We start from the raw sequence: 17,981 nt of genomic DNA, 5'->3' as shown, positions 1-17,981 counted from the left end.
TCTAAATTATGTTTTTTCATACAATATAACTTTGTAAACAATATTTTGTCGAAATTCATTTACATCATTCTTCGTACATATATAATCAAAGTCATATTCATAATTATAATTGATCAAACAGGTATTAAAATGTCTATTACACGTATGAGAAATGCTCAACATAAAGTTCACATCCCCAATTCTGTTCGCGAAAACCAATATTTAATGGTCAAATTTCCGTTAACAGATCAATTAATATCAAAGTTTAGTAAGTTAGTTGACGAAAGTGCGTCTGATCCTTATACACAGTTATATCAAGAGTTATCAAAGAAATACTTTGATTTATGTAATATTGCACAGCTTGATAACACGCAATTTATTGCCAATGATAAGTTTGCGCGTGTTCGTTATAGTCCTGAAAAAATGACGTCTGAAACCAAACAACAACTATTATTTTTATACAACCCAAATTACCATACGAGTCAAAATAGTTATTTTGATGGTGCAAAGCGTACCAAAAAAATAACTTTATTGTTCCTTGCAAATGGTAATGATGTTCGTGCGCAATCAGCTAAATTTCATGCGCAAGTAAAACAAGTCGTCTCTGAGTATGCCAAATTGTTAGAATTAGATACAACAACCGTTCGTATCTGTGATCACCAACATTTAACTTACGATTTATTTGCAGGCGATAAAGGCGTAGAAGGTAAACAGGTACACAAATTCCGTCCAATGACAAACCGCTACGCAACTGACGGTCTTGAAATTCCGGATTCAAAAGATGCGTTAACCTATGCGGTGGTAGATTTACCCATCAATCGTCGTATTCGCTCATTAGTGACTATTGAAGAAAATTCTGCTGAACGATATAGCGAACTCTATAACTTAATTGCCGATGCTTTTATTAGTTCGGCTAAACATTTTCATTTAAATAATGGTGCTGTTATTGCCAATGGGTTAGTACCTATAGTGAGAAGTGCGTTAGATGAAAACGTCATCGCTAGCGGTGAGTTACTGATGTTAGGTTACAACCCAAGCAATACTACAGGTGGTTATACCTGTAAATGGAATGCGGATAAATTAGTTGATACTGTTCAGTTAATTTTTGTTGCCAGTGAAAAAAATAAAACACCACATGGTTATGGTAAATTTGTTAATCAAATACAACAAGCACTGCGCTCGATAGCCCAAAGTCTAGACTTTATTAATGACAAAGAAGAAATGCTTGTTAGACTTCATCAACATGTGGGTTACTATTTAACAGATAGCTAATTAACTGAGTGTAGATATATTTAACATCCCTGCTTTATACGGTCATGAAATAGGTTCATGACCGTAATATTCAACCATTTAGAATCAACCATTAAAATTCATATTCAATAGCCACCCTAAAGACATGACCTTTACTTCGACTATCAAGACCAGTTATAAAACCAAACTCCCACTTTAATTGTTTTTGTCCGTTAAAACGCTGCAAGCCTTCGAAGGCAGGACCAATACCTAGGTAATTTTCGCCTGAGTACAATTCAATTCTTGGTTGTAATTGTTCTAGATAACGATATCGATATTTTACCCGAAATTCTGTTTCAAACTCACTCACTAGGGTTTTACCCCATTCATAAATAATAAAAGCATTTAGGGTTAAGCTTGCTCGACCAAATTCTTTTTCTACCAGAACCCCCGTCGTAACTTCCCAATTTTGATATTGTTTGTCTTTTTCTATTTCGAAAAGTAGTCCCCAATCAGCCCAATATTCACCTTGTTCTGTTAGCATCCAACGAGCTTCAATTTCATAAGACGTTAACGTAAAGTCATTAAGTCTATCGCGTTCCCCCACAAGATAAAATTCTAACATTAAGTTTTCATTGACTGATTGACCATAAGCTAAGCGTTGGGCTAATTTGTTATTTTCACTTTCTCTATGAGAAAATAGGCGCCATTCAATTTCTTGTTCATAGGGCAAAACATAGGGATGATAAACTTTATCAACCACTACACCGTCAGCATATGCGTTTGGTCCCCATGCTACAAGAAAGATAAAAAATATGGGTAAACAACGGTTTAACATGATTTTTCTCCGCGAATGTATAAGCGAATAGTAGTTAACTTGCAAATCATCACAGGAATGCTAAATGCAATGATGTAAATAATAACTTGTAACAATGATGGGGTACTTTCGTAGCCGAATAATACAGTAAGTAACTGTCCAACTTCTGAGTCTTCTGTAATTAAACGGCTGCTATCCCATAAAGGTCGGCTGCTCGACAATATATCCACTTGTTGTAAAAGTACGATAGCGTGCATTAATTGACCTAATGAAAATAATAATAAAAAATACTTTGAGGTTTGAAAATAAAGATTATGATCAGCAGACTTCAATAAAAAATATAATAGTATTGAAATACTTAAACAAATCCCGCCACCTAATATGATACCTAAAACCATGGACTCAACTTGTTGAGCTTGGGTCCAGTAATTTGCTAAATAAATGATAAAATGAGAACCATTGATTGCAGTGATGATATATAAAACAAGAAAACCTAATTGTTTTGTATAATGTTTATCATTAAAGACAAATAAAAATATGCTAAAAAGGTAAATCAATAAGTAGCCGAACGAGAGGAAAAGCTCTACCCCCATACCATCAAATGTTTGTGATATATTTTCCAAATTGTTACTAAGAATAAATGTTGTAACGGCGGTAAATATCACGCCAGAAATAATCCATTTTATGCTGATCAATGCTAGTTCTTTTGTTGAAAATGAAATTAATAACAAGGTGGTGATAACAAAAATGGGTAGTGCATTTTGTAAGAACAAAATAACCGTATTAATTAACATGTTGTGCTCCACTGTCTGTAGTTTGAGTCAATGGATTTGTTACTACTACAACTGTGCCACGAGCACTATGCGGATGGTATTCCCCAAAAAAGCTGTATTCACCCTCAGGAAGAGGACCAATAAAAATAATAGCTTTTTGATTAGGAAAAATAACTTTTTCCCTATTTAGGCTAAAACTGTCAAACTCTTCAACCGTTTCATCATAATTTGAAATAATGAGCTTAACCTTTGTATTAACCGGAATATCGATTTTAGCGGGATAAAATAAATGATTTTCAATTTTAAGATGGTATTCAGGACGTTGTTGTGCCTTCGCATTGATAGCAAACAGTAGTAATAAACCACTGATAAGGATACTAGTTAAACGAGTAAAATAAGCGTTAGTCATTGCCAATTTCCTTGTCATTAACATTACCTGGAAATGTCACCACAACCTTTAAGCCTTTTAATGATTCTGACCGTGATAAAGCAATCTCAGCACCATGTAAATCTGCAATATGTTTAACTATGGCTAATCCTAATCCACATCCCATGATAGTTGAATTATGCTGATCCCCCCAACTCGGTAAAATCGATCGAAAACACGTTGATATTCGTTTGACTTTATTCCTGGTCCCGAATCTTCAACGATCAGCATTACTTTATTGCAGGAAGTTGGCCGCGAAGTGTTACCTTGAACATTCGCTGTCATCTCTTTCTGTTGTTTAACACTCACCCTAATTTCACCACCATTGGGCGTATATTTATTGGCATTAGAAATCAGGTTAACGGCAAGTAAATTGACTGAAAATTCATGTGCAGATAAGATGATATCATCGCTTTCCGGCGTGATAGTTTGATCTTTATTCAAAATATCATTATATAAATCTGAAATCACTTGTTTCAACAATATATTAACATTAAAACAATAACTTGCATTACTTATTTGTGTTGGATTAGTTCGATTAAGATTTAATATTTGATCAATAACATGCCCCATTCTATCAACACTGCTACTCAAAGCTCGTATTGATTCAAATTTTGCCACTTCTGAAGATGTTAACACTGTGTTTTGATTGTTCGATGACCGTTTTACTAAGTCTTGAATAAGGTTATGGGTATCAATTTTAAGTACACTTAACGGTGTTTTTAATTCATGAGCCGCATCTGAAGCAAAATGTCGCTCTCGTTGAAATGCCGCCGCTAAACGAGAGAACAATTCATTTAATGTCGCAACTATGTCAGCCAACTCATTATTATGCACGGTAATTTTCAACGGTGAAAAATCATTGCTCCTTCTTTTACTGAGCTCTTTGGTTAATTGATGTAATGGTTTTAAGCCTTGTGTAATAATAATAAAAATTAATATTGATAACGCGATTACGGCAATAATCATTGGGGTTACCGCGGCTAAGATTAAAGTTTGTGCCAAAGCAAACTGTGTTCTTAAGGGTTGGGCAACAATAATATATAAATTAGCAAACGTTTCTTGGCCAATATCCTGTTTTAATGCAATAGCACGCCGACGTGTTTGCAGAAAATTAACTTCAAAAAAATCCGTCGTATCTGTTTCTCTAGAATTACTATTAGCAATACGATGATCGGGTGCGTTATTACTTTTTAACACGAGTTGTTGATCTTTCCAAACTTGGAAAGCAAAACTACTGTCTTGGGTAACTTGAAGCGTTTTCTGTGTTGGCTCTGCTGTTGAAAGTATTGTGGGTACGGAATTAATTGTCAGTAGGGTATTAGCAAGATCTAATAATTGACGATCAAACTGTTGTTCCGCTTGGGACATACTTTTTTTATAGCCTTGAATGGCAGCAATAAACGTTATTAATGTTAAGGCAGAAAATAAAGTTAACACTAAATACCGGCGTATGCTCATAAGTGCATTTAACCCTTTTTATTAATGATATAGCCGACGCCTCGGACATTTTGAATAAATTTTTCAGGTAAATATTTTCTTAATTTATGTATATGTACTTCAACGGCATTACTAAGTACTTCTTCACCCCAGTGATATAACTTTGATTCTATTTTTTCACGAGACAATATACGCCCGGCGTTTTCCATTAACGCCTTAAGCACCATAAATTCTTTTTTAGAAAAAATAATTTCATTTTCTTTATTGGTATCGTGATCGTACATAAACACTTTATGAGCAAAAGTATCCAGTTTTACATCATCAATTGATATTATCGACGACGTTGCCGTACCTAAACGACGTTCTATAACACGTAACCGAGCCATTAATTCGGATATTTCAAAAGGTTTTGTTAAGTAATCATCGGCCCCATAATCAAGCCCCTTAACTTTGCTTTCAATTGAATCTCGTGCCGTTAAAATGATAACGGGTAAACTAGACTTCTTGTCGCGTAGTTGTTTTAGGATCTCAAGACCATCGATATCTGGTAAACCTAAATCAAGAATAACCATGTCTTGATCAGACGTAGACAACGCATTTAAGGCCAGTTTACCTTGGTTAACATGATTAACAACAAACCCTTCATCTTGCAGCGATTTTTGTAATGCAGTTGCAAGTGGCATATCATCTTCAACTAAAAGTATACGCATATAATCTCCATTACCCCTTTACATCACCTTCTTGCCCAAAATTTAATCTCTTGGTTCGTTAAAAATTCTTCGGCATCACACCCTTGTAATAAAGCAAATGTTGCAAGTATCCCCGCTTGAATACACTGCGGTGCAACAACAGTTATCGAACGTGGTGCTTTTGAAATAGGCCAACCAGTTTTAGCATTGAGTATATGCCCATAACGTTTACCTTTGTTAATTAGAAAACGTTTTGAATCACCGCCGGTAGCAAGTGCGCCTGCTTTGAGCGAAACGATCATATCAATGGTTTTTTCATAGTCATTAGTATGATCACTATCGATGTCTGGTGGCTCTATAGCCACTTGCCATGTTTCATTATTAAGCCTAGCACCCGTTACAGCCAAATCGCCGCCTAGGTTCACTAATACTGGTTGATTGGTTAATTCTTTAGCTACAATAATACCACGGTCAACCGCATATTCTTTACCAATACCACCAAAGTCTATTTCCATTCCTTCGGCTAACGTTATTTGTTTGGGATCAAAATTAACTTTATCCCAACCTACGTTTAGCATGGTCTCGTTAACTTGTGCAGCTGTAGGGAAATTAGACCTAGATTCTGTTTGAGAATTAAAAGACCAAATTTTGCGTAAAACACCCGAGGTTATATCAAATAAACCTTCGCTCAGCTGATAACATTGATCAGCAAAACTTAATAGTTGAAAGGTTTCTTCATCTATTGCAATTGACTGCCCTGCCTTGCTATTAATGTCACAACAAAGACTACGGTTATCGTATCGGCTATATTTATCTTCAATACGCCAAACTTCAGCCGACACGAGTTTACCAAGCTTTACAGCGAGTTCTTCATTCGATGTTTGTATAATAACTTCACAAGGACTCGCCATAGCATTAAATTTAAGGCTATAGCTGTCTTCGTTTTTTTCTAAGTTAACTGTTCTAGTATTTTTCAATTAAGACTCTAATTAAACACAGGTGAAAATTTTTAATCGCATTCTATTGCAGATTAATCAATCAACACTAAAATGAATAAGTTACTTGTCCTATAATAGCATCAACGGTTGGATAAAGTTCAACATCATTTAATACACCCGGTTCATCAAAACCCGCATTTGTCGGTGTTTGACGGTAATACTCTAATCGAAATGATAATTCATGCCCATTATTTACCAACATACCGTATTTGAATCCAACTGTAATCGCTGTCATTTCACCTATTCGATAATCAGCACTCGCAAAAGCCGGTAATGCTTCCCCGTCTGTAATAAAAGGACGGTAAAAATCAGCAGCACTTTGTTGGTAAATTCTTAGATGTGGTTGTATGTAACTTTCTTTACCAAAACCATCCCCTAATGGAATTCTAAAACGCGAGTCAATAGTATGAGAAGTTATTTCCCAATCATCCCACATATATCGATAAGACACATCTAATACTGAGGAATCAAAATGATAAAGGGATTGAGCAAACACACTTTGTTTAACACGTGAGTCAGGCCGTGACTCGTATAAATAATCTTGCGCTTTTCCAGTATTATCAACGACTGATAATATTTTAAAAGGGTCAGTTAAATAACCATCTACCATTGAGTAAGAATAATTAAACTGCATTAACATTCTACGATTAATCACTTGGGTGAAACCAAGTAATATATCTGTTGTTGTTTTGTCATCCTCGCTACCCATTCTACTTTGAGCAAAGGATTCGTCCCACGTTGAGGAATCGCTATCCCCTATAAGCATAGAAGCTAAAGGTTTTGGAATTCCCCCTTCTGGTGTAAACGTATCTTGAAAATAACTAAAACCTGCAGAAAATGTAGAATTTTTACGATCAAAGTCAACGGCTATATTGCCATTTAAACCTAAAGATAAATAATCATATTCTTTAGAAATATGAAATCCGCCACTAGCCGTATAATCAGGTGCTAAAGGTTGGGTCCACTGACCATTAAGTTGAACACGAGTATCATGAAAAGTATCATCAAGTGGTGTGTCACCTGCCGCTATATCATATTGACCGTTGCCTGAAGGACGAGTGAAAGTTTGAACGGTAGGTTGAGCTACCGCACCATTTGCTGATGCACCAGTTAACGTGTCAATAGTTAATTTAAGATTCAATATCTCGTCGTTATCAAACGTCTTTTTAGCATTTAAAATCGCCTCACCTGCACTCACTCTGTCTACTTCACTGTAGAACAAAAATGCACTGTCAAATTCCCATGAACTATCTTGGGCACTTGACGTTACAGAAGATTCAGCTTGCGCTAAACTACTTGTGCCTAACAGTGCCACGGTAGCAACGGTTAATGCTGATTTGATATTTATTTTATCTATATTACTTTTCATATTATGCTTACCAGTTATTTGTTCTTAGGGTATTTACTAAAACGTGACGACAGAACGTGTGATATTAATTACAACCACATCCACCGCCGCCAAACCCCTTACCACCACTAGATGCTTCTTTACTGAAATATATATGGTCATCAAGTGCCGCATCTACAGGATCGGCATTTAAAGACATTTCATCTTTTGCTAGTAAGTCACGTTCCCATGGTTCTACGCCTAAACTAGAACAGCCTGATATCGCGATAAACGTTGAAATGAGTAACATACGTTGTATTTTTGTTTTCATCATTTAATTCACCTGTCTGTTTTACTCGTTATGAGTTGCTAATAATTGTTCTATTTCTTCTTGATATGTAGAAATTTTGTTAGTAAAAAATCCAGTATGTCGAGATTTTATCTTACCATCTCGTCCAATAAGCATGCTGCTTGGCATACCTTGTATTTTAAAATGTTTTGCTATTTTGCCTTTAGGATCATAAATAACAGAAAAATTTGCCGGCGTTTCAACTAGAAATTTTTCGGCTAATGATTTATCTGCATCCAAATTAATGCTGATAACACTAAAACCTTGTTGTTTGTACTTTTCATGGACTGTATTCATCCAAGGAAATGATTTTCGACAAGGACCACACCATGATGCCCAAAAGTCGATATAAACCACTTTGCCTTTATGTTCACTTAATGCTTGTTCAAGAGCAGCTTGACTGTTCAAAATATCTTGAGCGTACCCCTTAGTAATATTGATCAAAGATATGGTCAGTACAAAAAAGACGATATAGAGTTTTTTTAATGAATGTTGCAATGTAGCACCCGATAGAAAAAGTTATATAATTTCATAATTAAAACACATCTTAATATCGGTTTCTTAACGAATTCTTAAAAAAGATAAGTTTTCTTAAATTTACCTAAATTTGTTAATATATAGACAAATAGTAATTAAATTACGTAATTATTCAGATTATGGTTGCTTTTTTTTGTCGAACTGGCACAGTGTCACTCAGCGATTAGTGTTGTTGCACTAATCCTCTCACAATTTGACTTACTATTAATTAAAGGAGTAGCGCTTCAATGTGTTCGATCTTTGGTATATTAGATATAAAAACAGGTGCTGATGCACTTCGTCCAAAAGCTTTAGAATGTTCTCGTCTTTTACGTCACCGTGGACCTGATTGGTCTGGAATTTACAATAATGAACATGCTATTTTAGTGCATGAACGTTTATCTATTGTTGATACTGAGCATGGCGCTCAACCCCTATATAACGAGAATAAAACCCACGTTTTAGCCGTCAATGGTGAGATCTATAATCATAAAACGCTTGCGAGTGAATTAACCGTTGATTATGAGTTTCAAACAGCCTCTGACTGTGAAGTAATTCTGCCTTTATACAAAGAACATGGTGTTAACTTTGTTGACAAATTACAAGGTATGTTCGCGTTTATTATTTATGATGAAACAAATAATTCCTATTTAATCGCACGTGACCATATTGGTATTATTCCATTGTATACAGGTTATGATGCTGACGGTAACTTTTATGTTGCCTCTGAAATGAAAGCGTTAATGCCGGTATGTAAAACCGTTAGTGAATTTCCTCCTGGACATATTTTTGATAGTAACGTTGGCGAATTACAACGTTATTATAAACGTAACTGGCAAAAGTATGACGCGATAAAAGACAATACAACTAGCAAAACTAAAATTCGTGAAGCATTAGAAGAATCGGTAAAAAGTCACTTAATGACTGATGTACCTTATGGTGTGTTACTTTCAGGTGGTTTAGATTCATCGTTAATTTCTGCTATTACGCAAAAATTTGCTGCACGTCGTATTGAAGAAAACGATTTAAGTGAAGCTTGGTGGCCTAAAGTACACTCCTTTGCCTGTGGTTTAGAAGGCTCTCCTGATCTTATAGCAGCACAAACCGTTGCGGACAGCATTGGTACTATTCATCATAGTGTTATTTTTACTGAGCAAGAAGGTATTGATGCACTGAAAGAAGTGATTTATCACTTAGAAACTTATGATGTAACCACCATTCGCGCTTCAACACCCATGTATTTAATGGCTCGTAAGATCAAAGCTATGGGTATTAAAATGGTATTGTCTGGTGAAGGTGCTGATGAAATTTTTGGTGGCTATTTATATTTCCATAAAGCGCCTAACGCACAAGAATTTCATGAAGAGCTTATACGTAAACTTGATCGTCTTCATAAGTTTGACTGTTTGCGTGCTAATAAATCAATGTCTGCTTGGGGGATTGAAGCCCGCGTTCCATTCTTAGATAAACACTTTATGGACGTTGCGATGCGCATCAATCCCGAAGATAAAATGTGTGGTAATGGTAAAATGGAAAAAGCCATTTTACGCTCTGCCTTTGAAGGCTATTTACCAAAAGAAATTTTATGGCGCCAGAAAGAACAATTTTCTGACGGTGTAGGTTACTCTTGGATTGATGGTTTAAAAGATTATGTAGAATCACAAGTTACCGATCAACAATTGGAAAGTGCTGCATTTAAATTCCCAGTTAATACACCAGACAGTAAAGAAGCGTATTTTTATCGTTGTGTTTTTGAAGAAAAATACCCGTTACCTTCTGCTGCAGATTGTGTTATTGGTGGAAAATCTGTTGCTTGTAGTACACAAGAGGCACTTGCTTGGGATGAAAGTTTTAGTAATAATGCCGATCCTTCGGGTCGTGCTGTTTTAAGTGTACATAACGAAAGTTATTAAGTTTAATTATTCGTTATAATATTGCCATATTAGACTAAATATAGACACAAACTAGGTTGTTTCATTATTGATTCAACCTAGTTTTTATACCAAACCAATTACGTTATTTCCTGCGTACTATCAAAGCTCTGACCCCCTTTATTAAATCAACACATACTAATACAAATATGAATAAATATATTTGTTATGCCTTGAATAACATACTAGAATCCATTTCTCTCTATAAATAGACATTATTCAAATACTGACTAAAGACAGTAAAAGAGGATTACCCATTGTTTTTTGAAGGCGCAGAAAAGAAAGCACAGATTCAAGTTGATAGAAGTCAAATATCATTATTAAATGACATTAGTGATGAATTTTGGCAAGTACTTGTTATGCGCTGTAATGCTCAAATACTGTCTTCGACAAATAACGGGCAATGCAAAGCATTCTTACTTTCAGAATCAAGTTTATTTGTTTGGCATGATAAACTGTTGATTTTAACCTGTGGTGAAACACAACTTGTTAATTCGATTGAGTACTTCATTGAACACATTGGTAAAGAAAAAATACAGCAACTAACCTATCAACGTAAAAACGAATATTTCGCCCATGCTCAACCCAGTTGTTTTAGTGATGATATAAAACAATTATCACAATACCTAAACGGAAGTGTTTATCGTTTTGGGGAACTTGATGGGCACCATAATTATTTATTTAATTACGACAACGCATTTAATGCAAATCCTGAAGATAAATCCTATGAATTTATAGCTTATCAAATAAGTGAAAAAGCTTCTGCGCTATTAACGACGTCAGGTATTTCTGCAAAAGAAATACGGCAATTTTTGTCATTAGAGACAATACTACCTGACTTTATTATTGATGATTTTGTTTTTAAACCCTATGGCTATTCATTGAATGCGATAAAAGATGATAAATATTTAACAATTCATGTAACACCTCAAGCAAACAGTAGTTATATCAGCTTTGAATCTAATATCGACTTGATTGCTTTTGCACCACTATTTATTGATATTTTAAACCCGTTATCATTTGATATTCTAAGCTTTAATGAATTTGAATTTTCAGCTAAAACGTTGCCATATAGAAAGACAAATTATGTAAGTAAAACCTTGGTAGAAACGACCCTTCCTAATGGTTATAAAATAAATTTTGCAAATTTTATCTTACCGCAAGTTGACTTTATTGAACCCGTAGCATTAACGCTTGAAGGCGAAGGTTTTACTGATAATAAAACCCTTTAACACACTCACATTAACACTTTAATAAGTTAAATAAGTTATTTAACTATAATCCATTTACTATTGATTTTATCAGTGGCGGACCTTGATAAATAAAGCCAGTGTACACTTGAACCAAGCCGGCACCAAGCAGCTAATTTTTCATTAGCATCATCACTCGAAGCAATGCCTCCAACACCAATGATAGGAAGTTTATTATCAAGTGCTTTCGCTAATATACGAATAACCGTCGTACTTTTCTCTTTTACAGGTGCACCACTTAACCCACCTTGTTCATTTCCATGTTGAAGTTGCTCTACACCTTCACGAGATAAGGTAGTGTTGGTCGCTATAACGCCATCAATTTCATTATCTAAAAGGCATTGTGCTATAGAAAGTACTTCTTCTTCTGTTAAATCCGGGGCTATTTTAACAGCGACAGGTACATATTTATTATATTGTTTAGCTAGGTTTCTTTGTTCTATTTTTAACGCAGATAATAGTTCATTTAACGCATCACCGTATTGTAATGCTCGCAAGCCTGGTGTATTGGGTGATGATATATTTACAGTGATATACGTAGCAAAGTCATAAACTTTTCGCATACAGTGTATATAATCATCTTTTGCTTTTTCTTCTGGTGTATCTTTATTTTTACCAATATTAATGCCAAGCACACCCGAAAAATTGGCCGAACGTACTTGTGATACTAAGTAGTCAACGCCTTTATTATTAAAACCCATACGATTTATAATCGCATTAGCTTCTGGTAGTCTAAATATACGTGGTTTATCATTACCTGGTTGTGGACGAGGCGTTACAGTGCCAACTTCGATAAACCCAAACCCCATGGCATCAAATGCATTAATACATTCACCATTCTTATCTAACCCGGCTGCTAATCCCAACGGATTCGGAAATGTTATTCCCATAACCTTAACAGGCTTTTCAGCTACGCGTTGCTTATAAAAAGCATTTAAAGGTGATGAACCGGTGCTTTTCAAGCCTTTAATAGTCAACTCATGAATAGTTTCAGCATCAAATTGAAAGAGTACCTTACGGATAGCCGGATAAAACATAAAACCTCAAATTAGTTAAGTGTACAACGTAGCAATAAAAAATCCCCGTTTGACTTAAATAACTTTACTAAAGTAAAGAATTTAGTCGCGCGAGGATTTTATCAGTTTCCGCATTTTATATACATTGCTTTTACGAGTAAAAGATTAACTTTCTTTAATTAACCTCTGACAGTTTAAGCTAAGCAACATTAATTCACGTAAAGCAACGGAGAACTTGGCAAACTCATGGGTTTGCCCCACTTTAAAGTCAGACAACAAGTGTTTCCAACGTTCTAGTGGTTGTGAATTTGTATCAACCCAAGTATCAAGCATATTATCAATATCTTCTTCTTTGGCTGTACAGTCACAATGTAAAACGACAGAAGTCAGTGAACGTTGTTGCCAATCTAACTCTTCTCTAAACGATGCTCTTGCCAGTGCTTGCCAGTGATTACCCACTGGTTGACGGGTAATTTGATCCAAGAACCAATGAAGCTCTAATCGCACACCAAGTTTAAAGTATAAGTTCGCAACTAACTCAACGTCCCTACCATCTTCTTCTGCAATTTCAGTAATATCTAAGGCAGAAAATATTGTGCTTAATTGTGAAATACGCACAGCAATATCCGTAGGTACGCCGGCAGCAATTAAATCATCTTCAACACGTTTTAGTTCTTTGCCTTCACGCTCAATAATAAAACTATTAAGTTTTTCCGACATAATAGCAAATGTTGGTTTAAACAATTCTATTGATTGTGTAATGCTCAAGGATTTATTGCGATGACGTAAGAACCAACGTGTTGCACGTCGAACTGTTCTACGGTATTGGAATAACATCTCAGTTTGAATAGCGGTTGAAATTTTATTATTTAATACCTCTATTTTCTTCCAAAATTCTTCAAGCTCAAACACAGCACAAGCCATTGTATAGCTGTTCGCTATTTCAACAACAGTCGCGCCTGTTTCTTCTCTCATGCGGTTAACAAAGTTAAAGCCCATGTCATTACCAATTTTATTTGCAAGTTTCGTCGCAATTATTTCGGCTCTAAGCGGGTGTTGCTGCATCTGATCTTGATATTTATCTTGTAATAGCTGAGGGAACGCATTGATCAACAACTGATTATGATGCGGGTTATCCGTTATTTCAGGGTGAACAAGATCTTCTTTTAGCACCATTTTACTGTAGGCAAGTAACACTGATAATTCAGGGCGAGTTAAGCCAATGTTTTTAGACAATCGGTGTGCAATTTCTTCTTCATCAGGGATGAATTCTAAGGCTCGGTCAAGTTTACCTGTACGTTCTAACTCTTGAATAAAGCGAACTTGCTCTTTTAATTGGTTAACACCACGCATAGCCGTAATCGATAACGAGTGTGTTTGACGATAGCAATCTTCAATCACTAAATCGCCAACAGCATCGGTCATATCATAAAGTAGTTTATTACGTTGCTTAACGGTTAAGTCACCATTTTGTACGAGGCTATTTAGTAATATTTTAATATTAACTTCATTATCACTGCAATCAACGCCACCTGCATTATCAATGGCATCCGTATTAATACGACCACCTTTGGCTGCAAACTCAATTCGGCCAAGTTGTGTAAAGCCTAAGTTACCGCCCTCACCTACTACTTTAGCTTGTAGCTCACATCCATTAATTCTTAAGGCATCATTTGCTCTATCACCCACTTCAAGGTGTGTTTCTTTCGAGCTTTTAACATACGTACCTATGCCGCCATTCCATAACAAATCAACTTCCATTTTTAAAAGAGCTTGAATTAAATCATTAGGTGATAGTGACTGCTTTTGTGTGCCTAACATTTTTTTAATCTGTGGTGTTAATGCTATTGATTTAACATGACGGCTGAAAATACCGCCACCAAGAGAAATTAATTTTTTATTGTAATCTTCCCGCCTACAACCTGGTAAGTTAAACAAACGTTCACGTTCAACGTGAGATTTTGCTGAATCAGGCGTTGGGTCAATAAAAATATGCATGTGGTTAAAGGCAGCTTGTAAACAAATATGCTTCGATAACAACATACCATTACCAAACACATCACCTGCCATATCTCCAATTGCAATACAGGTGAAGTCAGTACTTTGGCAATCAATATCCATTTCTCTAAAGTGGCGTTTAACAGATTCCCAAGCACCACGAGCTGTAATGCCCATTGCCTTGTGATCATAGCCCACACTACCACCTGAAGCAAAGGCATCACCTAACCAAAAGTTATACTCATCAGAGATACCGTTAGCAATATCTGAAAATGTTGCTGTACCTTTATCGGCGGCAACCACTAAGTAAGCATCATCCTCATCAAGACGAACCACATCAATTGGCGGTACAATTTCACCGTTAACTATGTTATCAGTTATATCAAGTAACGCTCGTATGAAGGTACGGTAACATTCTTTACCTGCTTCAAATATTTCTTGACGAGTTCCATTAGGTAATTGTTTACAAACAAAACCACCTTTTGCGCCAACAGGTACAATAACACTGTTTTTGACTTGCTGTGCTTTAACTAGTCCGAGTACTTCTGTTCGGAAATCTTCTCGTCTGTCAGACCAACGTAAACCACCACGCGCGACTTTACCACCGCGTAAATGTACCCCTTCAACTTGAGGCGAATAGACAAATATTTCAAATTTAGGGACAGGTTGTGGCATCTCACTAATTTTTGAAGGAATGAGTTTAAATGAGATATAAGATTTCTCACCCATTAATTTATCTACTTGGAAGTAGTTAGTTCTGATGGTTGCCAAAATCATTTCAACAAAACGTCTAATGATTCGATCATCATCTAAGTTAGCCACATTATCTAATGAACTTTCTATAGCTTCTAAAAGTTTGGTATGTGCTTTTTCTTTTGCACTGTCACTTGATGTATTGTTTGGATCAAAACGCCCGATAAAGAGGTTAATTAATAACTGCGCAATATCAGGATAACGCGCAAAGGCATCTTCAATGTAACTTTGACTAAAACGACCACCAATTTGACGTTCATATTTTGCAAAAGCACGTAAAATTGAAACACTGCGTCCTTCTTAGCCCTGCTCCTAAAATAAGACGGTTAAAGCCATCATCTTCAAGGTCTCCTTCCCATACTTTAGCAAATGCTTCTTGGAAAAGCGTTTGTACGGTATAAATTTCAAAAGCATTATTACCGTTTAGTAGCATAGAAAAATCTAATATCCAAAAAGTCTCCCCTTCAGAAGTTCTGATCGCATATGGACTTTCGCCAATAACTCGCAAACCAAAATTTTCCAACATCGGTAAAATGTCAGACAAATGAATAGGATCACCTTTATGGAACAGTTTTAATTTAACGAAACGGCTACCCGCTCTTTCTTCAACTGGTTGATAAAATAACATTTCTAAACTATCAGAAAAACTAACTCTTTCCAGTTTTTCAATATCAACAATTGCTGAACCCGGTAATACTTCATCTTTATATGATTGTGGAAACTTAATGTATTTATTGCATAATGCTTTAGCGGCTACTTCACCTTTATTTGCGGCAAGTGCACTAGCTAATTTATCATCCCAATTTCGCGCAGCTTCATTTAAATTCTTCTCAATTTCTTTCACATCAATATCTGCTTTTGTTGATTTAACTTTAACAATGTAATGCGTTCTCGCTTGCACTGATTCAGAAAAATAAGTGGTAAATTCAACTTCTTCATCACTACCAAAGGCTTCTTGTAGTAAAAGCTGAGTTTCAAGACGTAACTTAGTGGTATAACGCTCACGAGGTACATACACCATGCAAGAATAAAAACGATCAAAAGCATCTCGTCTAACAAACAAGCCACAATAATCACGTTCTTGCATTTGGAAAATGCCTAACACGTTTTGTAATAACTCTACAACATTACTTTGCAGTATTTCGTCACGAGGGAAAGTCTCTAAAATATTAATGAGCGCTTTATAAGCGTGTGTGCCATGTGCATAACCAGATGAATCACACACTTGTTGCACTTTAGATTTAATTAGTGGTAAGTCTAAAGCACTGTTCGTATAGTATGAAGAGCCAAATAAGCCGATAAAACGCTCTTCTCCGATAACATTACCTTTATCATCAAAACGTTTCACACCAATATAATCTAGTTGAACGGGTCTATGAACTCGAGAACGAGAATTGGTTTTAGTCAGAATAAGATGGTTACTACCCAAAGCAACTTCACGACCTGAAGCACTTAACGTAGATATTAAGCGACTTTTAACTGTATTAGAATTTTTTAACAAACCAAGGCTAGATTCAACCTTCGCTTTGAGTTTAATATCACCTTTGACTGCTTCTACATCATAAGAACGATAGCCCATTAAAGTAAAATTGTTATTGGCAAGCCATGTTAAAAATTCTATTGTGTCTGCTTTAGCTTGTTTACCACCGGGTAATTTACCTTTTGTGACTTCAGCAATGGTGTTATTTAGTTGATCAAGCATAGGCTGCCAATCATCAACCGTTAAGGTGATGTCTTTTACAACACTAAGTAGCTCTTCTTTAATATTATCAAGTTCTTGTTGGCTTGATTGGCTATCAATTTCAATAAAAAACACGGTTTCTTGTGACGTCGCTTTAATTTTTTTATCGATATTTGACGCCATTTCAATGATATTTTTATCTTTATCTCTGACAATTTTTAAAGGAGAGTTAAGAATAAGATGAGGTGAAAGTCCCAAACGATTTAGCGCAATACGTATAGAGTCAACCAAAAATGGCATATCTTTAACAATCACCTCGATAACAGTATGGCTTGATTTCCAACCATTTTTAGTTACTGACGGGTTAAAAACATGGATAACAGGTTCTTTATCTGTATGCTCATTAAATGCACTCCACAAACTTAATGTTGCACCATACATATCACTCTCATTTCGCTCAGTTAAATCAAGCGACGAGATGTTTTTATATAAGAGGGTTGCAAATTGTGCAACTAAGTCTGCAGATTCGGAAGGTACTTTTTTCTTTATCAATTCTGCTACGTTTTTGAGTATAACGGAGGGAGAACCATTCACTAACGCCATGCTATTTTCCTTTGCTTTTTTTATCGAAGGTTAAAAAGAAAGCTTGTAATAATTGAATTAAAATATTGTTTTTATTTTTCTAATAATATGCCAAATGACACTATTCATAATCACTATATAAAGTATCACGTAAAACCATAAGTAAAACCTTTTATAGTATAGTACAGATTTTATGTAGAAATTTAAGGTATTGCGAGAATTATT

General features: G+C 35.5%; 11 protein-coding genes and 3 pseudogenes. 3 read left to right on the top strand and 11 right to left on the bottom strand.

All coding sequences use genetic code 11. The features are described 5' to 3' along the window. Nucleotides 1-129: 129 nt before the first annotated feature. A complete protein-coding gene (locus L3081_RS13205; RefSeq protein ID WP_242286619.1) occupies nt 130-1,251 on the top strand; it encodes a DUF3083 family protein in 1,122 nt (373 codons plus the stop codon). Between the two features lie 91 nt (nt 1,252-1,342). Here the strand turns inward: L3081_RS13205 and L3081_RS13200 are convergent, their stop codons facing one another. The 9 genes and pseudogenes from L3081_RS13200 to L3081_RS13155 form a co-directional block, all read right to left on the bottom strand. Beyond that, nucleotides 1,343-2,047 carry a hypothetical protein gene (locus L3081_RS13200; protein ID WP_242286618.1) on the bottom strand — a complete coding sequence of 235 codons (705 nt, stop codon included), beginning with the start codon at nt 2,045-2,047 and terminating at the stop codon, nt 1,343-1,345. After that, complete coding sequence (locus tag L3081_RS13195) at nt 2,041-2,820, bottom strand: FTR1 family protein (protein ID WP_242286617.1); 780 nt, start codon at nt 2,818-2,820, stop codon at nt 2,041-2,043. The genes L3081_RS13200 and L3081_RS13195 overlap by 7 nt, the downstream gene beginning before the upstream one ends. After that, nucleotides 2,810-3,208, bottom strand: coding sequence for a cupredoxin domain-containing protein (locus L3081_RS13190; RefSeq protein ID WP_242286616.1), 399 nt, complete (start codon nt 3,206-3,208; stop codon nt 2,810-2,812). The genes L3081_RS13195 and L3081_RS13190 overlap by 11 nt, the downstream gene beginning before the upstream one ends. Next, nucleotides 3,201-4,687 (bottom strand): annotated as a pseudogene (locus L3081_RS13180) (ATP-binding protein). Before L3081_RS13180 ends, L3081_RS13190 begins: the two are co-directional and overlap by 8 nt. An 8-nt stretch (nt 4,688-4,695) precedes the next feature. After that, nucleotides 4,696-5,376 carry a response regulator gene (locus tag L3081_RS13175; RefSeq protein WP_242286613.1) on the bottom strand — a complete coding sequence of 227 codons (681 nt, stop codon included), beginning with the start codon at nt 5,374-5,376 and terminating at the stop codon, nt 4,696-4,698. Between the two features lie 23 nt (nt 5,377-5,399). After that, nucleotides 5,400-6,332, bottom strand: coding sequence for an FAD:protein FMN transferase (locus L3081_RS13170; protein WP_242286612.1), 933 nt, complete (start codon nt 6,330-6,332; stop codon nt 5,400-5,402). 67 nt (nt 6,333-6,399) lie between these two features. Next, the gene (locus L3081_RS13165; protein WP_242286611.1) at nt 6,400-7,722 is read right to left on the bottom strand and encodes a DUF3570 domain-containing protein; all 1,323 of its coding nucleotides are present in this window, start codon (nt 7,720-7,722) and stop codon (nt 6,400-6,402) included. Between the two features lie 64 nt (nt 7,723-7,786). Next, on the bottom strand, nt 7,787-8,011 hold the full coding sequence (locus tag L3081_RS13160; protein WP_242287040.1) for a DUF4266 domain-containing protein: 225 nt from the start codon (nt 8,009-8,011) through the stop codon (nt 7,787-7,789). 21 nt (nt 8,012-8,032) lie between these two features. Further along, entirely contained in the window at nt 8,033-8,527 is a 495-nt protein-coding gene (locus L3081_RS13155) for a TlpA family protein disulfide reductase (RefSeq protein WP_242286610.1), read from the bottom strand. Nucleotides 8,528-8,793: 266 nt separating this feature from the next. Between L3081_RS13155 and asnB the strand changes: the two genes are divergently transcribed. Then, the gene (gene asnB / locus L3081_RS13150; RefSeq protein WP_242286609.1) at nt 8,794-10,458 is read left to right on the top strand and encodes an asparagine synthase B; all 1,665 of its coding nucleotides are present in this window, start codon (nt 8,794-8,796) and stop codon (nt 10,456-10,458) included. Nucleotides 10,459-10,733: 275 nt separating this feature from the next. Beyond that, nucleotides 10,734-11,708 carry an S-adenosylmethionine decarboxylase proenzyme gene (locus L3081_RS13145; protein ID WP_242286608.1) on the top strand — a complete coding sequence of 325 codons (975 nt, stop codon included), beginning with the start codon at nt 10,734-10,736 and terminating at the stop codon, nt 11,706-11,708. Between the two features lie 43 nt (nt 11,709-11,751). On the opposite strand, the pseudogene pyrD reads toward L3081_RS13145, so the two are convergent. Both pyrD and L3081_RS13135 read right to left on the bottom strand, forming a co-directional pair. Beyond that, nucleotides 11,752-12,763, bottom strand: a pseudogene (pyrD, locus tag L3081_RS13140) (quinone-dependent dihydroorotate dehydrogenase). Nucleotides 12,764-12,907: 144 nt separating this feature from the next. Continuing rightward, nucleotides 12,908-17,777: pseudogene (locus tag L3081_RS13135) on the bottom strand (NAD-glutamate dehydrogenase). Nucleotides 17,778-17,981: the final 204 nt, after the last annotated feature.

Origin of the sequence: Colwellia maritima, assembly GCF_022669015.1 — a bacterium.
In the GTDB taxonomy this organism is placed as follows: Bacteria; Pseudomonadota; Gammaproteobacteria; order Enterobacterales; family Alteromonadaceae; genus Colwellia; species Colwellia maritima.
Note: the sequence above shows the minus strand (reverse complement) of the source record. Positions and strands in the feature narration are given on the sequence as shown.